At 69.4% G+C, this 19462-nt stretch carries 22 protein-coding genes; 8 read left to right on the top strand and 14 right to left on the bottom strand.

The annotated features are described in order from the left end of the window. Positions 1–5: 5 nt before the first annotated feature. The 3 genes from dnaN to OHA68_RS13645 form a co-directional block, all read right to left on the bottom strand. Complete coding sequence (dnaN, locus tag OHA68_RS13655) at positions 6–1103, bottom strand: DNA polymerase III subunit beta (protein WP_327107963.1); 1098 nt, start codon at positions 1101–1103, stop codon at positions 6–8. A 66-nt stretch (positions 1104–1169) separates the two neighbouring features. Further along, a complete protein-coding gene (locus OHA68_RS13650) occupies positions 1170–1823 on the bottom strand; it encodes a response regulator (RefSeq protein WP_407674442.1) in 654 nt (217 codons plus the stop codon). Positions 1824–1852: 29 nt separating this feature from the next. Then, positions 1853–3259, bottom strand: a complete 1407-nt coding sequence (locus OHA68_RS13645; RefSeq protein ID WP_327107962.1) for a sensor histidine kinase — start codon at positions 3257–3259, stop codon at positions 1853–1855. 110 nt (positions 3260–3369) lie between these two features. Here OHA68_RS13645 and OHA68_RS13640 point away from each other — a divergent pair, with 110 nt between their 5' ends. The 4 genes from OHA68_RS13640 to soxR all read left to right on the top strand — a co-directional run bounded on the left by OHA68_RS13640 (position 3370) and on the right by soxR (position 6286). Next, entirely contained in the window at positions 3370–4275 is a 906-nt protein-coding gene (locus tag OHA68_RS13640; RefSeq protein WP_327107961.1) for an ABC transporter ATP-binding protein, read from the top strand. Next, on the top strand, positions 4272–5006 hold the full coding sequence (locus OHA68_RS13635) for an ABC transporter permease (RefSeq protein WP_327107960.1): 735 nt from the start codon (positions 4272–4274) through the stop codon (positions 5004–5006). The genes OHA68_RS13640 and OHA68_RS13635 overlap by 4 nt, the downstream gene beginning before the upstream one ends. 70 nt (positions 5007–5076) lie before the next feature. Beyond that, positions 5077–5793, top strand: coding sequence for a metallophosphoesterase (locus OHA68_RS13630; protein WP_327107959.1), 717 nt, complete (start codon positions 5077–5079; stop codon positions 5791–5793). Positions 5794–5803: 10 nt separating this feature from the next. Further along, entirely contained in the window at positions 5804–6286 is a 483-nt protein-coding gene (soxR, locus tag OHA68_RS13625) for a redox-sensitive transcriptional activator SoxR (protein WP_327107958.1), read from the top strand. Here the strand turns inward: soxR and OHA68_RS13620 are convergent. Together OHA68_RS13620 and dnaB are read right to left on the bottom strand one after the other, a co-directional pair. Then, positions 6283–6726 carry a universal stress protein gene (locus OHA68_RS13620; protein ID WP_189137520.1) on the bottom strand — a complete coding sequence of 148 codons (444 nt, stop codon included), beginning with the start codon at positions 6724–6726 and terminating at the stop codon, positions 6283–6285. The two genes, soxR and OHA68_RS13620, sit on opposite strands and share 4 nt — an antisense overlap. A gap of 84 nt (positions 6727–6810) precedes the next feature. Then, positions 6811–9249, bottom strand: coding sequence for a replicative DNA helicase (gene dnaB / locus OHA68_RS13615; RefSeq protein ID WP_327107957.1), 2439 nt, complete (start codon positions 9247–9249; stop codon positions 6811–6813). 283 nt (positions 9250–9532) lie between these two features. On the opposite strand from dnaB, the gene OHA68_RS13610 reads away from it, so the two are divergent. Beyond that, complete coding sequence (locus tag OHA68_RS13610) at positions 9533–10834, top strand: MATE family efflux transporter (protein ID WP_327107956.1); 1302 nt, start codon at positions 9533–9535, stop codon at positions 10832–10834. A gap of 68 nt (positions 10835–10902) precedes the next feature. Further along, on the top strand, positions 10903–12396 hold the full coding sequence (locus OHA68_RS13605; protein ID WP_327107955.1) for an APC family permease: 1494 nt from the start codon (positions 10903–10905) through the stop codon (positions 12394–12396). 41 nt (positions 12397–12437) lie between these two features. Here the strand turns inward: OHA68_RS13605 and OHA68_RS13600 are convergent, their stop codons facing one another. The 7 genes from OHA68_RS13600 to rpsF form a co-directional block, all read right to left on the bottom strand. Then, positions 12438–13181, bottom strand: a complete 744-nt coding sequence (locus OHA68_RS13600) for an amino acid ABC transporter ATP-binding protein (RefSeq protein ID WP_327107954.1) — start codon at positions 13179–13181, stop codon at positions 12438–12440. Beyond that, positions 13178–14026, bottom strand: coding sequence for an amino acid ABC transporter permease (locus OHA68_RS13595; protein ID WP_327107953.1), 849 nt, complete (start codon positions 14024–14026; stop codon positions 13178–13180). The genes OHA68_RS13600 and OHA68_RS13595 overlap by 4 nt, the downstream gene beginning before the upstream one ends. Next, positions 14023–14886: an ABC transporter substrate-binding protein gene (locus OHA68_RS13590; protein WP_327107952.1), complete on the bottom strand. Its 864-nt coding sequence runs from the start codon at positions 14884–14886 to the stop codon at positions 14023–14025. The genes OHA68_RS13595 and OHA68_RS13590 overlap by 4 nt, the downstream gene beginning before the upstream one ends. 140 nt (positions 14887–15026) lie before the next feature. Beyond that, the gene (gene rplI, locus OHA68_RS13585; protein WP_327107951.1) at positions 15027–15473 is read right to left on the bottom strand and encodes a 50S ribosomal protein L9; all 447 of its coding nucleotides are present in this window, start codon (positions 15471–15473) and stop codon (positions 15027–15029) included. A gap of 14 nt (positions 15474–15487) precedes the next feature. Further along, on the bottom strand, positions 15488–15724 hold the full coding sequence (gene rpsR / locus OHA68_RS13580) for a 30S ribosomal protein S18 (RefSeq protein WP_020543048.1): 237 nt from the start codon (positions 15722–15724) through the stop codon (positions 15488–15490). A 92-nt stretch (positions 15725–15816) separates the two neighbouring features. Further along, positions 15817–16395, bottom strand: coding sequence for a single-stranded DNA-binding protein (locus tag OHA68_RS13575; RefSeq protein ID WP_327107950.1), 579 nt, complete (start codon positions 16393–16395; stop codon positions 15817–15819). Between the two features lie 88 nt (positions 16396–16483). Next, positions 16484–16774 (bottom strand): 30S ribosomal protein S6, encoded by a 291-nt coding sequence (rpsF, locus tag OHA68_RS13570; RefSeq protein ID WP_189137529.1) that lies wholly within the window; start codon positions 16772–16774, stop codon positions 16484–16486. 191 nt (positions 16775–16965) lie between these two features. Here rpsF and OHA68_RS13565 point away from each other — a divergent pair, with 191 nt between their 5' ends. Continuing rightward, entirely contained in the window at positions 16966–17277 is a 312-nt protein-coding gene (locus tag OHA68_RS13565) for a hypothetical protein (RefSeq protein ID WP_225277147.1), read from the top strand. A 58-nt stretch (positions 17278–17335) separates the two neighbouring features. Here the strand turns inward: OHA68_RS13565 and OHA68_RS13560 are convergent, their stop codons facing one another. Continuing rightward, positions 17336–17515, bottom strand: a complete 180-nt coding sequence (locus tag OHA68_RS13560) for a hypothetical protein (RefSeq protein WP_189137530.1) — start codon at positions 17513–17515, stop codon at positions 17336–17338. Between the two features lie 72 nt (positions 17516–17587). Between OHA68_RS13560 and OHA68_RS13555 the strand changes: the two genes are divergently transcribed. Then, complete coding sequence (locus OHA68_RS13555) at positions 17588–18331, top strand: deoxyribonuclease IV (RefSeq protein WP_189137531.1); 744 nt, start codon at positions 17588–17590, stop codon at positions 18329–18331. A gap of 63 nt (positions 18332–18394) precedes the next feature. On the opposite strand, the gene OHA68_RS13550 is transcribed toward OHA68_RS13555, so the two are convergent. Next, positions 18395–19459, bottom strand: a complete 1065-nt coding sequence (locus tag OHA68_RS13550) for a mannosyltransferase family protein (protein ID WP_189137532.1) — start codon at positions 19457–19459, stop codon at positions 18395–18397. Positions 19460–19462: the final 3 nt, after the last annotated feature.

Genomic DNA, 19462 nt, shown 5'->3' with positions numbered 1-19462 from the left:
GGCGGTCAGCTCAGCCGCAGGGACATCACCAGATAGCGGAAGGCCGGCTCGGCGTCGCCGGGAACGTCCTGGATCAGGGCGGGCCTGGTCGGCGACTCCATGTTGAGGCGGGCCAGCTCGCTGTCGATGCCGGTCAGGCCGTCGAGGAGGAACTGCGACTGGAAGGCGATCTGGATGTCGTCGCCGCGCAGCTCGCACTCGACCACTTCGGTGCCCCGGCCGATGTCGCCGCCGCCCGCCTGGATCAGCACCTGCCCCTGGGTGAACGACAGCCGGACGGCGGTGTTGCGCTCGGCCACCAGCGCCACCCGCTTGATGGCGGCGACGAACGGCGCCACCCGCACGTCGGCCCTGATCGACCAGTCGGCGGCCAGCCGGGTGCGGTAGTCGATGAACTGCTCGTCGAGCAGCCGGACGGTGGTGCTGCGGCCGGCGCTCTCGAACCCGGCCACGCCGTCGCCGAGCGCCACGGACACCTCGCCGCCGCGCAGCGACTTGGCCACCTCCACCAGCACCCGGGCGGGCACCATGGCGGAGATCGAGGTGTCGGGGGCGACCGGGCGCCAGGCGAACTCGCGGGCGGCGATGCGGTAGCGGTCGGTCGCGGCCATCGTGATCGCAGCGCCGTCGATGTCCACCCTGATGCCGGTGAGCATAGGGAGGGTGTCGTCGCGACTGGACGCCGGGGCGACCTGTCCGACGGCCAGCGCGAAGATGCCACCGCCGATCGCGCCGATGCTCGGCGGCATCGTGGGCATGGTCGGGAAGTCCTCGACCGGCATGGTGATCAGGCCGAACTCGGCGGTGCCGCAGGTGAGCACCGCCTCGGAGCCCTCGGTGACGATCTCGACGTCGTCGGCCGGCAGGCTCCGGCTGATCTCCGCGAGCAGCCGGCCGGGAATCAGGACGCTGCCCGTCTCGGCGACGTCGGCGTCGATCGTGGCGCGGGCGGACACGTCGTAGTCGAACGCGGACAGGCTCAGCTCCTCGCCCGCCTCCAGCAGCAACCCGGACAGCACCGGCGTCACAGGGCGACTGGGCAGGACCCTGGCGGCCCACGCGACCGCCTCGGCCAGGACATCGCGGTTAACCCGGATTTTCACCTGATCCACCCTTTCTCTCGGCGTGCCCTACAGAAAATAGCCGAGCCCACCGACAAAGAGCTCCCTCTAGCGGCTGTTGAGGTAGGCGAGAACGGCCAGGACCCGGCGGTTGTCGTCGTCGGAGGGGGCAAGGGCGAGCTTGCCGAAGATGCTGGCCGTGTGCTTGGCCACGGCGCTCTCGCTGAGGTAGAGGCGCTGGGAGATGGCGGCGTTGGAGCGCCCCTCCGCCATCGCTTCGAGCACCTCCCGCTCGCGCGGGGTGAGCACGGCCAGCGGCTCGTGCGCGGCGTTGCTGGCCAGCAGCTTGGCGATCACCTCCGGGTCCATCGCGGTGCCGCCCGCGGCGACCCGCCGGACCGCGTCGATGAACTGCTCGGCGTTGAACACCCGGTCCTTGAGCAGGTAGCCGATCGCCCCGGAGCCGTCGGCCAGCAGCTCGCGGGCGTAGAGCTGCTGGACGTGCTGAGAGAGCACCAGAATCGGCAGGCCGGGCACCTTCTTGCGCGCGGCCAGCGCGGCCTGCAGCCCTTCGTCGGTCAAGGTGGGCGGCAGCCGTACATCCACGATGGAGACGTCCGGGCGCAGCTCCAGCAGGCCCTTGAGGAGCTCGGGGCCGCTCTCCACGGCCGCGACCACCTGGAAGCCGTGCGCCTGCAGCAGGTGGACCAGCCCTTCTCTGAGCAGGTAGAGATCTTCGGCGATGAGTACGCGTAGGGGCACGCTTGGCACCATAGGGGGCTCGGGGTCGCCTAGCACCTAGCGGCTCCCTCCTTCTTCTCGTGCAGCGCGGGCAACGTCACGGCCGTCATGTACATGGTGAGGCCCAGCACGATCATGAAGGCGATGGCCGGCCACTGCCAGGGCTCCGGCAGGTACAGGGCGAGGAACCAGGCCTCCTCGTCGACGTCGAAGAGCTTGAAGATGGCGGCCACGATTCCCTGCGGGAACAGCGGACACCAGGCCGTCAGGTGCAGGGCCAGCACCGTGACGAGCTTCCAGCGCGGCAGCTTGGGCAACTCGCCGGCCCAGTACGCGGGCAGCACCCGCGGCAGCTCCATGGTGACCGTGGTGGGGCCGCCGGGCGGGCTGTTGATGGCCATCACCCCGTCGAAGGCCGCCAGCCTGCGCTCGATGCCGGCCAGTCCGCTGCCCCGGGTCGGGTCGGCGCCTCCCCAGCCGTCGTCGGCCACCGTGATCCGCAGGTTCGGGCCGTTGCAGCTGATGTCGACCGTCACCGACTTGGCCCCGCCGTGCCGGGCGGCGTTGGCCAGCAGTTCGCTGACCGCGAAGTAGGCGGCCGCCTCCACCGGGGCCTCCGGCCGGTGAGGCAGGTCCGCGTCCACCGTCACCCGCAGCGCGCTGTCCATCGCCAGCGCCCGCACCGCGTCCGCTAGCCCGCGCTCGGCCAGCACCGGCGGGTGGATGCCGCGGACGATGCGGCGCAGCTCCGTCAGCGTCTCCGCGGACGCCTCCCTGGCCTTGGCCATCAGCGCCTTGGCCGCGGCGGCGTCGGTGGTCATGAGCTCCTCGGCGGCGCCGATCGTCATGCCGATCGCCACCAGTCTGGCCTGCGTGCCGTCATGCAGGTCACGCTCGATCCTGCGCATCTCGGCCGCCTGCGTGTCCACGGCGAGGTTGCGTACCTTTTTGAGGTGGCTGACCTGGCCGGCCAGGCGGCTGGCCGCGGTCGCGGCGAGCAGCACCTCGCACCAGGCCGCGTACACCCGCAGGCCGCGGCCGGGCAGCAGGATGAACAACGGCACGAGCAGCACCTTGACCAGCGGGTCCAGCAGCAGCCAGAGGCCGTCGCGCCAGGTCGCCGGGTCGGTGAGCAGCCACTTCCAGCGGTCGTTCCAGGCCGGCATCCGCGGCGTCTTGTACAGGGTGCGGTGCGACCGGTACATACCGTCGGACTGCGGCTGCGGAGGCGGCGGCTGAGGTAAGTACGGTGGCTCGATCGTGACCCCGGCGGAGAGGTGCACCATGCGCCTGGTCACCCTCGTCACCCACCGGATCATCCGGACCTGCGGCGGAAAGAGGAAGACCATGCCCAGGCCGAAGGTCGCCAGCAGCGTGACCACCGACGAGACGAGCGCGAGCAGCTCGACGACGAGCAGCGCGAGCAGCGCCAGGACATGACCGAACTTCCGCAACATGTCCTTCAGTGTGCTTTACGCGGGGCGATGCGCGCACTGCACCTAGATACACCCTGGCCCGGCAACCAGCACGATTCCCCCACGTGAGGCCCGTTCCTAGGCTCGAAGCCATGAACGTCATCGAGGTCGAGAACCTCCACAAGCGCTACCCCAACCATGTGGCGGTGGACGATGTGTCGTTCGAGGTGCGGGCCGGAGAGATCTTCGGCATCCTCGGGCCGAACGGCGCGGGCAAGACCACCACCGTGGAATGCGTGTCCGGCCTGCGCCTGCCCGACGGCGGCACGGTGCGGGTCACCGGCATCGACCCGGCCAAGGACCGCGACGCGCTGCGCCGCGTCCTGGGCGCCCAGCTGCAGAGCGCGGCGCTGCCGGAGAAGATCAAGGTCTGGGAGGCGATGGACCTGTACGCCTCCTTCTACGCGGAACCGGCCGACTGGCGGGCGCTGCTGGAGCAGGTCGGGCTGTCCGGCAAGCGGGACACCGCCTTCGCCAAGCTCTCCGGCGGCCAGCGGCAGCGCCTGTCCGTCGCGCTCGCGCTGGTCGGCAAGCCGCGCATCGCGGTGCTCGACGAGCTCACCACCGGGCTCGACCCGCAGGCCAGGCGCGACACCTGGGAGCTGGTCGAGAACATCCGCGACTCCGGCGTGACGATCGTGCTCGTCACCCACTTCATGGAGGAGGCCGAGCGGCTCTGCGACCGGATCGCGCTCATCGACGCCGGCCGGGTCGTCGCCACTGACTCACCCGCCGGACTGATCGCGCGGGTGGGCGCCGAGCAGCGGGTGCGGTTCCGGCCGTCGGCTCCCGTGGCGGACTCCGTACTGACAGAACTGCCCGGTGTGACGGACGTCAGCCACAGCGGCGACCAGGTGACGGTGACCGGCACCGGGAACCTGGCGCACGTGGTCACCCTCGCCCTGGCCCAGAAGCAGATCGTTCCCGGGGACCTGCGCATCGAGCAGGCCTCGCTGGACGACGCGTTCCTCGCGCTCACCGGAAGGAAACTGGCATGAAGAAGATCCTCGCCGTCGAGGCCAAGCTGCTGCTGCGTGACTGGCCCGGCGTGGCCTTCAGCATCGGGTTGCCCGTCGGGTTGCTGCTGATCCTTGGGCAGATCCCGGACCTGTCGAAGCCTGACCCCGCGTTCGGCGGGCAGCGGTTCATCGACGCCCAGCTGCCCGCGCAGATGATCCTGCTGGCGCTGCTGACGATCTCCTTCACCGTGCTGCCCAGCGTGCTGACCACCTACCGGGAGCGGGGCGTGCTGCGCAGGATGTCGACGACGCCGGTGCCCCCGGCACGGCTGCTCGGCGCGCAACTGCTGATCAACTTGATGGTGGCCCTCGCCGCCGCGGTGCTGGTGATCGGGTCCGGGTGGCTGGTGCTGGGGTCGCAGATCCCCGCGAACCTCGTCGCGTTCCTGCTGGTGTTCCTGCTCGGTACCGCCGCGATGCTCGCCATCGGGCTGGTGATCGCCTCGGTCGCGCCCAACAGCAAGTCCGCGCCCGGCATCGGGTCGGTCGTGATGTTCCCGCTGATGTTCGTGGCGGGCATGTGGATCCCGCGCGAGATCATGCCGGAGACGCTGCGCACGGTCAGCGACTACTCGGTGGTCGGGCCGTTCGTCAACGCCATGCGCGACACCTGGGCGGGCGAGCTGCCCCAACTCCCCCACCTGGCCGTGATCGTGATCGGGCTGGCGCTGTTCAGCGCGCTGGCCGTCAAGCTCTTCCGGTGGGAATGACACAGCGAGGGGACGTCGTCGAACACCCGCGGGGGCAGCCCGCGGGTGTTCGACGGCGTAAGGTGCCGACATGACGGTTATCGCGCACGTGAGCGACATCCACATCGGCGGCTCCGAGGCGAGTGTGGAGCGCGCCCGGGGTGTCATGCGCCATCTCGCGACGCTCCGGCTCGACGCCGTGGTGGTCACCGGCGACATCGCCGACCACGCGCTGGTGGAGGAGTACGAGATCGCCGCCGATCTCCTGCGCGCCGAGGTGCCGCTGATCGTCTGCCCGGGCAACCATGACGCGGTGCCGCCGTTCGAGAAGCTGATCGGGCCCGCGAACCAGGTGCTCAGGCTCGACGAGGTCACGATCGCGCTGGCCGACTCCAGCGTGCCCGGCGAACCGCACGGTTATCTCGCGGACGAGACGCTGGCCTGGCTCGACGGGGTGCTCGCCGAGCGGCCCGGGGTGCCCGCCTTCGTGGGCATGCACCACCAGCCGATCGACCTCGGCATTCCGTACGTGGACCGCATCAAACTAGCCGCCCCGGAACGGCTGGAGGCGGTCGTGCGCCGGCACCCGCACGTGGCCGGCGTGTTCACCGGCCACGCGCACACCGCGGTGTCGAGCACGTTCGCCGGGGTGCCGCTCGTCATCGCCCCCGGCGTCATCTCCACCTGTCTGACCAACGTGGAGACCGACGGCTTTCCCCTCGACTACGACCTGCCGCCCGCCTTCGCCCTGCACTTCTTCGACGGCGAGCGGCTGCTGACCCATTTCCGGCCGGTGATCCTCAAGTAACCTTGAGGATGTGACGAACGTGGCGTGGAACTCCCGGGAACTGACTGTCGGCCAGCTCGCCGAGCGCAGCGGGGTCGCCGTGTCCGCCCTGCACTTCTACGAGACCAAGGGCCTGATCTCCAGCCGGCGCACGGCCGGGAACCAGCGCCGCTACAGCCGTGACACGCTGCGCAGGGTGGCGTTCGTGCGGCTGTCGCAGCGGCTCGGCATCCCGCTCAAGACCATCAAGGACGCCCTCGCCGAACTGCCGGAGGAACGCACCCCCACCCGCGACGACTGGGCGCGGCTGTCCGGAGCCTGGCGCCGGGAGCTCGACGACCGCATCGAGCAGCTCCAGCGCCTGCGGGACGACCTCACCGACTGCATCGGCTGCGGCTGCCTGTCGCTGGACCGGTGCGCGCTGGCCAACCCCTATGACCGGCTGGGCGAAGAAGGGCCGGGCGCCCGGCGCATCGACACCCACGTCCGCCCGCCCGCGCCCCGGTGCCGTTAGCCCTTGACCGGCGGGACGATCAGGATCGGCCGGTGGATGTGGTGCAGCACGTGGTCAGAGACGCTGCCCAGGAGCATCGAGCGCAGCCCGGCCAGACCACGTGACCCCATCACGACCAGCGTGACGTCGAGCTCGTCCGCCACCTCGACGATCGTCCGCCAGATCGACTCGGTGTCCGCGACCGCCCTGGCCGTCACCTCGGCGAGCCCCGCCGCGACGGCCAGCTCGGCCCCCTCCTTGGCCACCTGCTCCGCCTGAGCCCGCGCCTCCCCCGTGTCCTCCGCGACGGTGATGGCTCCCAGCGGAAACCTGCGCATCCGCACGAGCAGTGGCTCCCACACGGTGATGACGACGGCGGGCCGACCGGTGAGAATCCGCCCCGCGACCTCGACCGCGGCCCGAGCGTCCGGTGAGCCGTCGTAGGCGATGAGAACGGTCATGGCTTGCTCCCTTCGCTCCTACTCACCAGTAGAGCACTCCCGGAAGTCTTAACGAGGCGCCAAGGCCTGCCGGTAGGCCCCCGCCTAGTGCTGCGCCATGTCGACGAAGCGGCTGTAGTGGCCCTGGAACGCCACGGTGACCGTCGCGGTGGGGCCGTTACGGTGCTTGGCCACGATCAGGTCCGCCTCACCCGCACGCGGGGACTCGCGCTCGTACGCATCCTCACGGTGCAAAAGGATGACCATGTCCGCATCCTGCTCGATAGATCCCGATTCGCGCAGGTCGCTGACCATGGGGCGTTTGTCGGTGCGCTGCTCAGGGCCACGGTTGAGCTGGGAGATCGCGATGACCGGCACCTCCAGCTCCTTGGCCAGCAGCTTGATGGCACGGGAGATCTCCGAGACCTCGTTCTGGCGGCTCTCGGTCTTCTTCGGCGAGCTCATCAGCTGGAGGTAGTCAATGATCACGAACCGCAGATCGTTACGCTGCTTGAGCCGCCGGCACTTGGCCCTGATCTCCATCATCGACATGTTGGGCGAGTCGTCGATGAACAGCGGCGCCTCGGCCACCTCGCTCATCCGCCGCGCCAGCCGGGTCCAGTCGTCGTCGCCCATCATGCCCGAGCGCATCGACTGCAGCGACACCCGGGCCTCGGCCGACAGCAGACGCATCGTGATCTCGTTACGGGACATTTCCAGGGAGAAGATGACGGTGGTCATCCCATGCTTGATCGCCGCGGACCGGGCGAAGTCCAGGCCGAGGGTGCTGTTGTGCGTGGGGATGCAGGTCCGACCGGCCAGGTACATGTGATCGGCGTTGTCCACCTCGACGCATCTGACCGGACGCGACGGGACCGGACGCACGTCCACGATGTAGCGGACCAGCGTCGGCGGATGCGCCCTGTCCACCTGCCCGGCCGCCTTGCGGGGCAGTCGGAAGACCTTGTCCGGCGTAGTGAAGTCGATCAGGTAGCGGGTAGCGGCTCCCTGCACCGACTCGGTGCGAATCGTCGCTCTGCAACCGAGGCTGAGAACCAGCTCCTGCACGTCATGAGCGAGCCGCCGATTCGCCACCGCGAACTGGATCTGCCCGTCCGCGTGGATGTACCCATCGGAGTCGAGCAGACCTGCCAGCAGCTCGCGCCGCTGGCGCTCCGAGCCGCGCAGATAACGGGCGGGAATCTGCCCGCCGCGCGCATACGCACTGTCACCGTCACCCAGCCGACTCCCCAGCGTGTAAGCGGAGAGGGGGAGATCCTGGTCATCGAGCTGGAAAGCAGCCGCAACCGCGACGGCATGATTGGGGCGCCGATCCGAGCATCGCAACGTGGCGGCGATCTCCTCCGTGGTCACCACACCGCCGTGCCGAGCCGTCATAGCGGCGTCCAGGGCTCCTGCGGGACAGGCGGGCATGTGCGATGCGTGGCTGCGGACCGGGCCGCCTACGCCGACCGTCCCCACTGTCTTCGCCACCGTATGAAGGGACTCCGGCCCGACGGCGGCTACGGTCTCTCGGTGAACGATCCGCCGGCCGGGAGCGGTGAGCGAGCCGTGGTGCGCGTCCCTGACGCGTCGGATGGAGTCGGCGGGCCGGTGGGCTGACCGCAGGCTGTCAGCGGCCCTCCTGGCGGCTCGGGTGGTGGTGCGCCACTGGTGCTGGGCGTCGGCCACGATGACCGTGCCGTCGCTGAACTCGACCTCGTAGCAGGGCCTGCCGTGCATGACCTCGGTGGCCGCGACGACGCGTGTCGGCTTGCCGTCGGCGCCGATGAGGTGGTCGCCGACCTGCACCTCGCCCATCGTCGTCCACCCGGCCGGCGTCGGAAGTGGCGTGTCCAGTGCCAGTGCCTTGCCGATGGCAGGGCGGGCGGCCACGACGATCATCTGGCCCGGGTGGAGGCCGTTGGTGAGCTGGTCGAGGTCCTGGAAGCCGGTGGGGACGCCGACCATCTGGCCGCTGCGGCTGCCGATGGCCTCCAGCTCGTCCAGGGCGCCGGGCATGATGTCGGCCAGCGCCGCGTAGTCCTCGGTGGTGCGGCGCTCGGTGACCTTGTAGATCTCCGCCTGGGCGCGGTCGACCAGGTCGTCGACCTCTTCGTTCTGGCCGCCGTAGCCGAAGGAGACGATGCGGGTGCCGGCCTCGATGAGGCGGCGGAGGATCGCCTGCTCCCGGACGATCTTGGCGTAGTAGCCCGCGTTGGCGGCCGTCGGGACCACGGCCGTCAGGGTGTGCAGGTAGGCGGCGCCGCCTACCCTGGCCATCTCGCCGCGCTTCTGCAGCTCGTCGAAGACCGTGACCGCGTCGGCCGGCTCGCCCCGGCCGTAGAGGTCCGTGACGACGTCGTAGATCATCTGATGGGCGGGCCGGTAGAAGTCGTCGGAACGCAGGACCTCGACCACGTCGGCGATCGCGTCCTTGGACAGCAGCATGCCGCCCAGCACGGACTGCTCCGCGTCGATGTTGTTGGGTGGTGTGCGCTCGAAACCCGGGCCTGCGCCCACCTCTTCGTCGTCAATGCTCACCGCGCCCCCTCAAACAGCTTGCAGGCGGTCGCACCACCCCCACTTGTAGTCGACCGGTGAGACAGTTTCTCGGCTCACCGCGCCAACGGCAACGCAGCCTGTGGATAACTCTGTGGCCAACCTGTGGACGAACGGGCCCAAGATGTGAAAGGCCTGTGGACCAGCCTGGGGATAACTATGAAAGACATCCACCGAAACCGCTCTGACCTGGTACAACGATGTCCACCGGCTGTGGAGGGAAGAAAGTTGGACCGCCACGCCGAGTAAGGGGCATAATGAACTGATGCCCATTACCACCCAGGACCGGGAGATACTCCGGCTGGCCGTGCCCGCGTTCGGAGCGCTGGTCGCCGAGCCGCTCTTCCTGCTCACCGACTACGCCATCGTCGGCCATGGGCTGGGCACCACCGCCGTGGGCGCGCTCGGCGTCGCCGGGGCGGTCCTGGCGACCCTGGTGAACCTGTGCGTGTTCCTCGCCTACGGTACGACCGCCTCCGTGGCCCGGCAGACGGGGGCCGGCAACCACGACCGGGCCATGCGCAGCGGCGTGGACGGCATCTGGCTGGCGCTGGCCATCGGCGCGGCGCTGATCGCGGTCTGCTGGCCGCTCGCCCCGGTCGTCGTGGACCTGTTCGGAGCCTCGCCCGACCAGGCCGCGCAGGCGGTGACGTACCTGCGGATCAGCCTGCTGGGCGCGCCCGGGATGCTGGTCGTGCTGGCGGGCACCGGGGTGCTGCGCGGGCTGCAGGACACCGCCACGCCGCTGCTGGTGGCGGTGGGCTCCTTCGCGCTCAACGCGGCGCTGAACGCCTGGTTCGTTCTCGGCCTCGGCTGGGGCATCGCGGGGTCGGCCTGGGGGACGGTGCTCGCGCAGACGCTCGGCGCCGCCGTGTACGTGGGCGTGGTGGTGCGGGCGGCGGCGCGGCTGCGTACCCCGCTCAGACCCGATCCGGCCGGGGTCAAGCAGGCGGGCACGGCCGGCTTCGCCCTGCTCATCCGGACCGTCTGCCTGCGGATCGTGCTCCTGGTCGCGATCACGATCGCCACCAGGATGGGGCAGGCGGAGCTGGCCGCCTACGCCATCGCCACCCAGATCTGGACCATGCTCGCCTTCACCCTGGACGCCATCGCCATCGCCGGGCAGGCCATCACCGGGCGGGCGCTGGGCGCCGGGGACACCGTCGCGACCAGGGTAGCCACCAGGCGGATGGTCGTCTGGGGGGTGTGGTCGGGGGCGGTGCTGACCCTGGTCGTGCTGGCGGTGCGGCCGCTGCTGCCCGGCCTGTTCGACGCCGATCCACAGGTCACCGAGCAGCTGCTGGCGGTGCTCTGGCCGGTGGCGCTGTTCCAGCCGATCTGCGGCGTGGTGTTCGTGCTCGACGGCGTGCTCATCGGCGCGGGTGACCAGCGCTATCTGGCGTGGGCGGGCGTGTGGACGACGCTGGCCTACCTGCCCGCCGCCTTCCTCGCCGCCGATCACGGCATCGTCGCGCTGTGGTGCGCGCTCGGCGTGTGGATGATCGCCCGTCTCATCACCCTGGGCCGACGGGCCACGGGCACCGCCTGGCTGGTAACAGGGGCGTAATCGTCTCGTGCTTGCTGTTGTCGTAGTGGTGAGGCAGTGTGGGCGAGTCCCATGAGCGGGGTGTGTCCTTGTCCACTAGCACGCGATCCTCCATCACCCGACGCCTGCCACCTGCTGAGGCGACAGAGTTACGCACCAGTGCCCGCCACGCGCTGGCCCAGGTCTACCGCACCGGTGACCTTGTGGTGCTCGGCCTCGGCGTCATGATCGGCGCCGGCATCTTCAGCATCGCCGGTCAGCAGGCCAAGACCACGGCCGGGCCGGGCGTGATCCTGTCGTTCATGATCGCGGGCATCGCCTGCCTGCTCGCCTGCCTGTGTTACGCCGAGCTGTCGTCCACGATGCCGAGGTCCGGCAGCGCCTACACCTTCGCCTACGTCATCTTCGGCGAGGTGTGGGCGTGGATCATCGGCTGGGCGCTCATTCTGGAGCTCCAGCTCGCCGCCGCCGTGGTGGCCCGCGCCTGGTCGCAGATCACCGTCGGCGCCATCAGCAACTTCGGGGTACGGGTGCCGTACCCCGACGTGGTCGCCACCGTCCTCGTGGTGGTGATCCTGGTGCTGCTGACCGGGGTCGTGGCGGTCGGCGCCCGGATCGGCCTGCGCGCCCTGTGGGTCATGGTCTCGGCCAAGCTGCTGGCCATCGGCGCCGTCATCGTCGTCGGCGCCATGCACATCGACGTATCCAACTTCGGCGACCTCTACGCCGAGCCGCAGCCGGCCACCGGCGCGAAGGCGACCGTGCTCGACTTCTTCGTCGGCCAGGGGCAGGCGTTCGGCTGGACCGGCGTGTTCGCGGCGGCGCCGGTGATCGCCTTCGCCTACATCGGCTTCGACATCGTCGCCACCGCCGCCGAGGAGACGGTCAACCCGCGGGCCGTGGTGCCGAAGGGCATGATCCGCAGCCTGGTCGTGGCCACGGTGATCTACATCGCGGTGGCCGTGGTCATGGTCGGCATGATCCCGTACACCAGCATCTCCCTGGACGCGCCGCTGTCCAGCGCCTTCCAGGACGTCGGCGTGGACTGGATGGGGCATGTCATCGACATCGGCGCGGTGCTGGGCCTGACCACCGTGATCCTGGTGCTGATCGTGGGCCAGACGCGGGTGGTGTTCTCGATGGCCCGCGACGGGCTGCTCCCCCGGCGACTGGGCGCGATCAGCCGCGCCTACCACACGCCGCAGCGGGCGACGCTGGTGATCGGCGCGGTCGCGATCCTGCTGGCGGTGTTCGTGCCGGTGCTCACGATGCAGGAGCTCGTGGTGATGGGGACGCTGTTCGCGTTCCTGTTCGTGGCCGCCGGGGTGATCGCGATGCGCCGGACGATGCCGGGCCTGGAGCGGGGCTTCCGGGTCCCGCTCTCGCCGCTGCTGCCCATCGCCTCGCTCGTCGCGACCCTCTGGCTCATGGTGAACCTGCAACTGCTCACCTGGGCGTGGTTCGCCCTGTGGATGGGCTTCGGCCTGGTGGTCTATCTCGTGTACGGCAGGCGGCACAGCCTGCTCACCCTGGACGAACGGCCCCCGCCGGAGGTCGGTGGCCGGGGCCGGCACCGCCGTTAGTTCAGCGCGTCAGAGCCTTGCAGCGTCAGAGCCTTGCAGCGTCAGAGGCGGCCCGAGCCGAGCACGCTGCGCAGGAAGCTCCTGGTGCGGTCGTGCTCCGGCTCGGTGAAGATCTGCTCCGGCGGCCCCTTCTCCAGCAGGACCCCGTCGTCGAGAAAGCACACCGTGTCGGAGATGTCGCGGCAGATGGACATCTCGTGGGTCGTCACGATCATCGTCATGCCCGACTCCTTGAGCTCCTTGATCAGCGCGATCACCTCGGTGACCAGCTCGGGGTCGAGCGCCGAGGTGACCTCGTCCAGCAGCATCAGCCTGGGGCCGGTGGCCAGGGCCCGGATGATGGCCACCCGCTGCTGCTGCCCGCCGGAGAGCTGGTCGGGATAGGCGCGGGCCTTGTCCGCCAGCCCGAACCTGCCGAGCAGCTCCATGGCGTGCTCCTCGGCCCGCTCCCTGGCGACCTTGTGCACCTGCCGGGGGGCCAGGGTGATGTTGTCCAGCACGCTCATGTGCGGGAACAGGTTGAACGCCTGGAAGACCATGCCGAGCCGCTTGCGCACGCCGTCCACGTCGACCCGCGGGTCGGTGATCTCCTGGCCGTCGAGGTGGATGGCCCCGTCGTCGACCGTCTCCAGCAGGTTCACGCAGCGCAGCAGCGTCGACTTGCCCGACCCGGACGCGCCGATCAGGCTCACCACCTCGTGCGGGCGGACCTCCAGATCGATGCCGCGCAGCACGCTGTGGTCGCCGAAGTCCTTCCACACCCCCTCGATGGTCAGCAGGCTCATGCCCCCCGCCTCCTTCGTGTGCGTGCGGCCAGGTGATCGGTGAACCGGGCCATCGGGATCGTCAGCAGGATGAACAGCAACGACGTGACCAGGTAGGGGGTGTAGTTGAAGGTGTTCGCGGCGTGGATCTGCGCCTGCCGGAGCGCCTCCAGCGGCCCGATGGTGGCCACCAGCGCGGTGTCCTTCTGCAGCGAGATGAAGTCGTTCAGCAGCGGCGGGACCACCCGGCGGGTGGCCTGCGGCAGCACCACGAACCGCATCGTCTTGATGTGGCTCAGGCCGAGCGAGCGGGCCGCGGCCACCTGGCTCGGGTGGATGGACTCGATGCCGGAGCGGAACACCTCCGCCACGTACGCGCCGTACGACAGGGTGAGCGCGATGATGCCCAGGGTCGCCAGGTCGGTGGGGACGCCCTGGAGGTTGAGCGCGGGCAGCCCGAAACCGATCAGGTAGATGACCAGGAGCGTCGGCACACCGCGGAAGATGTCGACGTACAGCGTGGCCAGCGCCCGGATCGGGAAGAACGCAGGCGTACGGATGCTGCGCGCCAGCGCGACCAGCAGACCGACCAGCAGGATCAGCGGCTCGGCGATCAAGAACATCTTGATGTTGAGCAGGAAGCCGTCCAGCACGTCCGGCAGCGCCCTGACGAACATCTCCCCGTCGAAGAACTTCTCCCGCACCCGGGGCCAGCCGGGCGCGTTGGTGACGATCCACACGACCAGGACGACGAAGACGAACGTCGAGGCGGTGGCGATCGAGGCCGTGCGGCGGCCCTGGGACCTGCGGATCCGCTCCCGCTCGTGCTGCCGCTCGCTCTTGACCCGGGTGGGCCCGGTGGTCACTTCAGCTCCGGCGCGCCCGCCGCCTCGCTCAGCCACTGCTGCTCGATCTTGGCCAGCTCGCCCTTGGACTTGAGGGCGTCGACGGCCTTGTCGACGCACGGCTTGAGCGCGCTGGCCCGCTCCATGACCAGGCCGAACTCCTCGGGCGTGCCACCGGTCGCGCTGAACTGACCGACGATCTTGGAGTCGTCGACCTGCGCGGCCGTGACGTAGAACGCCGTCGGCAGGTCCAGGACCAGCGCGTCGATCTGCTTGTTCTTCAGCGCGCTGATGCTGTCGATCTGCTCGTTGTAGACGTTCGGGTCCTTGTCGGGCTTGATCACCTCGCGTACGGCGTTGAGCGCGGTGGTGCCGACCTGCACGCCGATCTTGGCGCCCTTGAGCTCGGCCAGCGACGTGGCGGAGGTGACCTTGCTGCCGTCCAGAGCCACGACGGCCTGCTTGGCGGTGTAGTAGCCGTGGCTGAAGTCGACGGCCTTGGCCCGGTCAGGGGTGATGGAGACCTGGTTGATGTCGAAGTCGAACTGCTTGGGGCCGGGCGCGTAGGCCGCGTCGAACTTGACCGTGTTCCACTGCACCTCGCTGCGGTCGAAGCCGAGCTCCCCCGCCACCGCGTAGGCCACCGCGCTCTCGAAGCCCTGGCCACTGGCCGGGTCGTCGTTCTTGAACCACGGCTCGAAGGCCGGCTTGTCCGTGCCGATCGTCAGCTTCCCCGGAGTGATCAGCTTGAGCTGCTCCTTGGTGCAGGCGGTGGACGTCGTCGGGGCGGGCGACGTGCTCGCCGTGTTGTCGGCGGGCGCACACGCGACGGCCGCCGCCGCGAGCGCGCCGAGCGCGAGCAGCATCGAGGGACGGGCCATGGCTGAGCCTCCAGGGGGGAAAAGTGGGGAAGAACTGACGAGATTCTACGCTGCCCGACCTGCGCTGCGACCTGCGGGTAACAAGCAGCGGCCCTCCTCCCGTCAGCGGGGAGAAGGGCCGCGGCGAAGCCGGGAAATCGTCAGCCGGCGACGACCTCGACGTCCACGGACGCCGAGACCTCGGGGTGCAGCTTGACGGTCACCTTGTGCGAGCCGACGCTCTTGATCGGGTTGACGATCTCGATGCGGCGGCGGTCGAGGACCGGACCGCCGGCGGCCTTGACGGCCTCGGCGATGTCGCCCGTGGTGATCGAGCCGAACAGGCGGCCGGAGTCGCCCGCGCGGGTGGTCAGCCGGACGCGGAGCGCGCCGATCTGGCCGGCGACCTCCTTGGCCGTGCCCAGGTCGCGGATCTCGCGGGCGTCACGAGCCTTCTTGATGGACTCGATCTGCTTCTCGGCGCCACGCGTCCAGCGCATGGCGTAGCCGCGCGGGATGAGGTAGTTACGGCCGAAACCGTCCTTGACCTCTACGACGTCGCCAGGGGTGCCGAGGCCGGAGACCTCGTTGGTGAGGATGAGCTTCATATCGACAGGCCTCCTTAGCGCGCGGTGCTCGTGTAGGGCAGCAGCGCCACCTCACGGGCATTCTTGATCGCGGTCGCCACGTCGCGCTGGTGCTGGGTGCAGTTGCCCGTCACCCGACGCGCACGGATCTTTCCGCGGTCGGAGATGAACTTCCGCAGCAGCGCGGTGTCCTTGTAGTCGACGTAGGAGATCTTGTCGTGGCAGAACAGGCAAACCTTTTTCTTCGGCTTGCGCAGTGCCGGCTTTGCCATCGTGGTGCTCCTTTCAGAGCCCCGCCGTCAAGCGGGAATGGGCCGAGGTGGACAGGCTGGATCGAAAAGTGCCGCTTCGCGGATCTTTCCGGTTAGAAAGGCGGTTCGTCGCTGAAATCGCCGCCGCCGCCGAAGCCGCCGGACGAGGATCCGCCCTGCTGCTGCTGGCCGCCGCCGCCCTGGAAACCGCCACCGCCGCCGCCGAAGCCGCCGCCCCCCTGGGGCGAGGCAGGCGTGGCAGAGGCCCACGGGTCGTCGGCCGGGCCGCCGCCGAAGCCGCCGCCACCGCCGCCACCACCCTGACGGGAGGTGCGGTTGACCTTGGCCGTGGCGTTGCGCAGAGACGGGCCGACCTCGTCGACCTCGACCTCGTAGACGGTGCGCTTCTCGCCTTCCTTGGTCTCGTAAGACCGCTGCTTGAGCCGCCCCTGAACGATGACCCGCATGCCGCGCTGGAGGCTCTCGGCGGCGTTCTCGGCCGCCTGCCGCCACACGTTGCAGGTCAGGAAGAGGCTTTCGCCGTCCTTCCACTCGTTGGTCTGACGATCCATGAACCGCGGAGTGGACGCGATGCGGAATCGAGCCACCGCTTGCCCCGTCGGGGTGAAACGCAGCTCCGGGTCGTCGACAAGGTTGCCGACGATGGTGATTACGGTGTCGCCTGCTGCCATGGCTAGCGCTCGCCTTCCTGCACGCTTCGTCTTCGGTTACGGCTCAGAGTACGGCCGCCGCCCGACAAAAAGCCGGGCAACGAGCTGCTTAGTGCACGTCGGGACGCAGGACCTTGGTGCGCAGGATGCCCTCGTTGAGGTTCATCTGCCGGTCGAGCTCCTTGACCGTCGCGGGCTCCGCGGACAGGTCGATGACGGCGTAGATGCCTTCGGACTTCTTGTCGATGTCGTAGGCAAGACGACGACGGCCCCAGACGTCGACCTTCTCCACGGTGCCGCCGTCATTGCGGACGACGGTGAGGAACTGGTCGAGGGACGGGGACACGGTGCGCTCATCGAGCGAAGGGTCCAAAATGACCATTACTTCGTAACGACGCATGCGGGACTCCAACCTCCTCTGGACTTTTGCGGTCACGACACTCTGCCGTGACAGGAGGACGCTGCGCAGATCCCGGGGCGCCCATTTCGGCCCCTCGGGGTGACGGGTCACCCATCACAACGCAGCATGTCCAGGTTACCAGTCGCGCAAAGGTGGGAAGGCATCTAGGAAACCAAGGGGGTGCATCCGCTGTGCCGCACCTGCTCCAACCCGCACAGAACGAGCGGTTCAGGCTCACACTCAACACCGACGGCCGAACTCATCCGGTCGAGAACATCCTCGCGGTCAGCACGCTGATCTGCGGACTGGTCTCCTTCGTGGGGACCTTCTTCCCCGGCGGTCACGTGGTCTCGTCCTGGTTCGGCACGCTCGGCTTCGGCCTCGGGCTCTACTCCCAGTACATCTCGGCCACCACACCACAGCGCTCACTCAACATCATCGGCATCGTCGCGTCGTTCGTGGGTGTCGCCCTCGGCATCGCCAGGGGCGGCTTCCTGCCGTGACACCGGCTTGCCGTGACACTGACGGCCCCGGCTGTCCCGGGGCCGTCCGGCTCGTCGGTCAACCGCCGATGTGCAGGTCCACACCGAGCAGGATCAGGAACCAGAGGAAGACCGCGATCAGCGCCTCGGCGACGTCCTTGAGAAGCGCCGGCGTGATGTAGTCGTACACCCAGGCCACGTACAGGCCGATGACCACGTAGATCAGAATGATTAAGGAGCGCAGGCGCCAGCGGCTCATATCGTTCTCCTCGTGTAGGGGGTGCAAGGCGACTTCCCGGGAGCGGGTCCGGCAAACGGATAGGCTCCTGGCATGGTGCGCATCGGAGCTCACGTCGGCCAGGACGACCCCGCCGCCCACGCCGCGGCGATCGGCGCCGAGGTGGTGCAGTTCTTCCTCGGCAACCCACAGGGCTACAAGAAGCCGGAGTTGCCCGCCGAGCCGGTCGAGGGCGTCGACATCTTCATCCACGCCCCCTACCTGGTGAACGTGGCCTCGACCAACAACCGCATCAGGATCCCCAGCCGCAAGCTGCTCGCCCAGCATCTGGAGGCGGCGGCGAGCATCGGCGCCAAGGGCCTGATCGTGCACGGCGGCCACCTCAACGCCGGCGACGATCCGCAGGCCGGCTTCGACAACTGGCGCAAGGTCTTCGAGCGCCTGGAGTGCCCCATCCCGGTGCTGATCGAGAACACCGCGGGCGGCGACAACGCGATGGCCCGCACCCTGGAGCGGCTCGCCCGGCTCTGGGACGCCCTCGACGGCTTCGACGTGGGCTTCTGCCTCGACACCTGCCACGCGCACGCCGGCGGCGAGGACCTGTCCGGCATCGTCGACCGGATCAAGGCCATCACCGGCCGGATCGACCTGGTGCACTGCAACGACTCGCGCGACGACTTCGGCACCGGCGCCGACCGCCACGCCAACCTGGGCAAGGGCCGGATCGATCCGGAGCTGATCCTGGAGGTGTGCCGGACGGCGGGCGCGCCGATCGTGGTGGAGACCCCGGCCGAGGGCCAGGCGGACGACATCGCCTTCCTGAGGAAGAATCTCTAGCCATTACACACAGCCTGTGGATAACTTCCCTGGATTACCGATGCTCGGAAGTGGGTATAGGGCTCAGCCCACCCAGGCGCCCGACAGGAAGCGAATGGTGTTGAGCACCATGAGCGGCCCCGACACCAGACCGTAGGCGACGAGCAGCCACGGCCGCCTGGTGGCGACGCCGGCGACCACCACCCAGAGCGGAAACCACAGCAGCAGCGAACGCGGCAGCCCCAGATAGTAGGCCGACACCATCAACGCCGCTGCCTGCAGCCCCACGTAGACCGCCTCGCTCCACCGGCGCAGGACCAGCAGCCAGACCAGGGCCGCCACCGCGACCACCGCCCCGGCGATCTCCATGCGGAAGGGCACCGCCGCCTCGCCCTCGCCCATGGCCGCCTGCCAGGTGACCGTCCAGGCGTCCCACGGCCACACCAGCTCCCGCCCCCAGCCCGCCTCCTGCGCGCGCTTCCACGCCAGCCAGTCCCCGGTGCGGGTGAAGTGATAGTAGGAGTACGCCACCAGCGGCAGGAACGGCACCACCAGCCAGGGCGCCCGGCGCACCGGCTGCCGGCGCTGCCAGAACTCCACGACCAGGGCCACCGCCAGGAACAACCCCGTGATGCGCACGCATGACGCGCCCGCCGCCAGCACGGCCGCCGCCGGCCAGCGCTGCTGGCGTGCGGCCAGCCAGGCGGGGATCGCGAACGCCAGGAAGAGCGACTCGCTGTAGCCCGCGGTGAGGAACACGGCCGTCGGGAAGAGCACCAGCGCCAGCACCGCGGCCCAGCCGCGCGCGCCCTCCAGCTCCGCCAGCTTGGCCAGTGCCACCATGGCCACCGCCCCGGCGACCAGCGAGATGATCAGCCCGGCGGCCGACCAGTCCGGCACCACGAGGTGGACCGCGCGCAGCGCCAGCGGCATGCCCGGGAAGAAGGCGGGCAGTCCCACGTCCGGCCGCGTGCCCGGCTCACCGTCATAGCCGTGCTCCGCGATCGTGACGAACAGCTCGGCGTCCCAGAGCCGCCACTTGTCCACATACTCGCCGGCGGCCACCCCGAGCAACGTCATCACCAGCAGTCCGGCACGGGAGCCGAGCCAGACCACCAGGGCGTCCCTCGCCGAGGAGCGGGTGAGCACGGG

The sequence above is a fragment of the Nonomuraea glycinis genome, from assembly GCF_035920485.1.
Classification (GTDB): domain Bacteria; phylum Actinomycetota; class Actinomycetes; order Streptosporangiales; family Streptosporangiaceae; genus Nonomuraea; species Nonomuraea glycinis.
This window is presented reverse-complemented; position numbering and strand designations above follow the sequence as displayed.

Coding starts and splice junctions, on each gene's coding strand:
- OHA68_RS13645 (WP_327107962.1), bottom strand. CDS start 3,259: ATGTTGCGGAAGTTCGGTCATGTCCTGGCGCTGCTCGCGCTGCTCGTC.
- OHA68_RS13640 (WP_327107961.1), top strand. CDS start 3,370: ATGAACGTCATCGAGGTCGAGAACCTCCACAAGCGCTACCCCAACCAT.
- OHA68_RS13635 (WP_327107960.1), top strand. CDS start 4,272: ATGAAGAAGATCCTCGCCGTCGAGGCCAAGCTGCTGCTGCGTGACTGG.
- OHA68_RS13630 (WP_327107959.1), top strand. CDS start 5,077: ATGACGGTTATCGCGCACGTGAGCGACATCCACATCGGCGGCTCCGAG.
- OHA68_RS13620 (WP_189137520.1), bottom strand. CDS start 6,726: ATGACCGTTCTCATCGCCTACGACGGCTCACCGGACGCTCGGGCCGCG.
- OHA68_RS13610 (WP_327107956.1), top strand. CDS start 9,533: ATGCCCATTACCACCCAGGACCGGGAGATACTCCGGCTGGCCGTGCCC.
- OHA68_RS13600 (WP_327107954.1), bottom strand. CDS start 13,181: ATGAGCCTGCTGACCATCGAGGGGGTGTGGAAGGACTTCGGCGACCAC.
- OHA68_RS13590 (WP_327107952.1), bottom strand. CDS start 14,886: ATGGCCCGTCCCTCGATGCTGCTCGCGCTCGGCGCGCTCGCGGCGGCG.
- rplI (WP_327107951.1), bottom strand. CDS start 15,473: ATGAAGCTCATCCTCACCAACGAGGTCTCCGGCCTCGGCACCCCTGGC.
- rpsR (WP_020543048.1), bottom strand. CDS start 15,724: ATGGCAAAGCCGGCACTGCGCAAGCCGAAGAAAAAGGTTTGCCTGTTC.
- OHA68_RS13575 (WP_327107950.1), bottom strand. CDS start 16,395: ATGGCAGCAGGCGACACCGTAATCACCATCGTCGGCAACCTTGTCGAC.
- rpsF (WP_189137529.1), bottom strand. CDS start 16,774: ATGCGTCGTTACGAAGTAATGGTCATTTTGGACCCTTCGCTCGATGAG.
- OHA68_RS13560 (WP_189137530.1), bottom strand. CDS start 17,515: ATGAGCCGCTGGCGCCTGCGCTCCTTAATCATTCTGATCTACGTGGTC.
- OHA68_RS13555 (WP_189137531.1), top strand. CDS start 17,588: ATGGTGCGCATCGGAGCTCACGTCGGCCAGGACGACCCCGCCGCCCAC.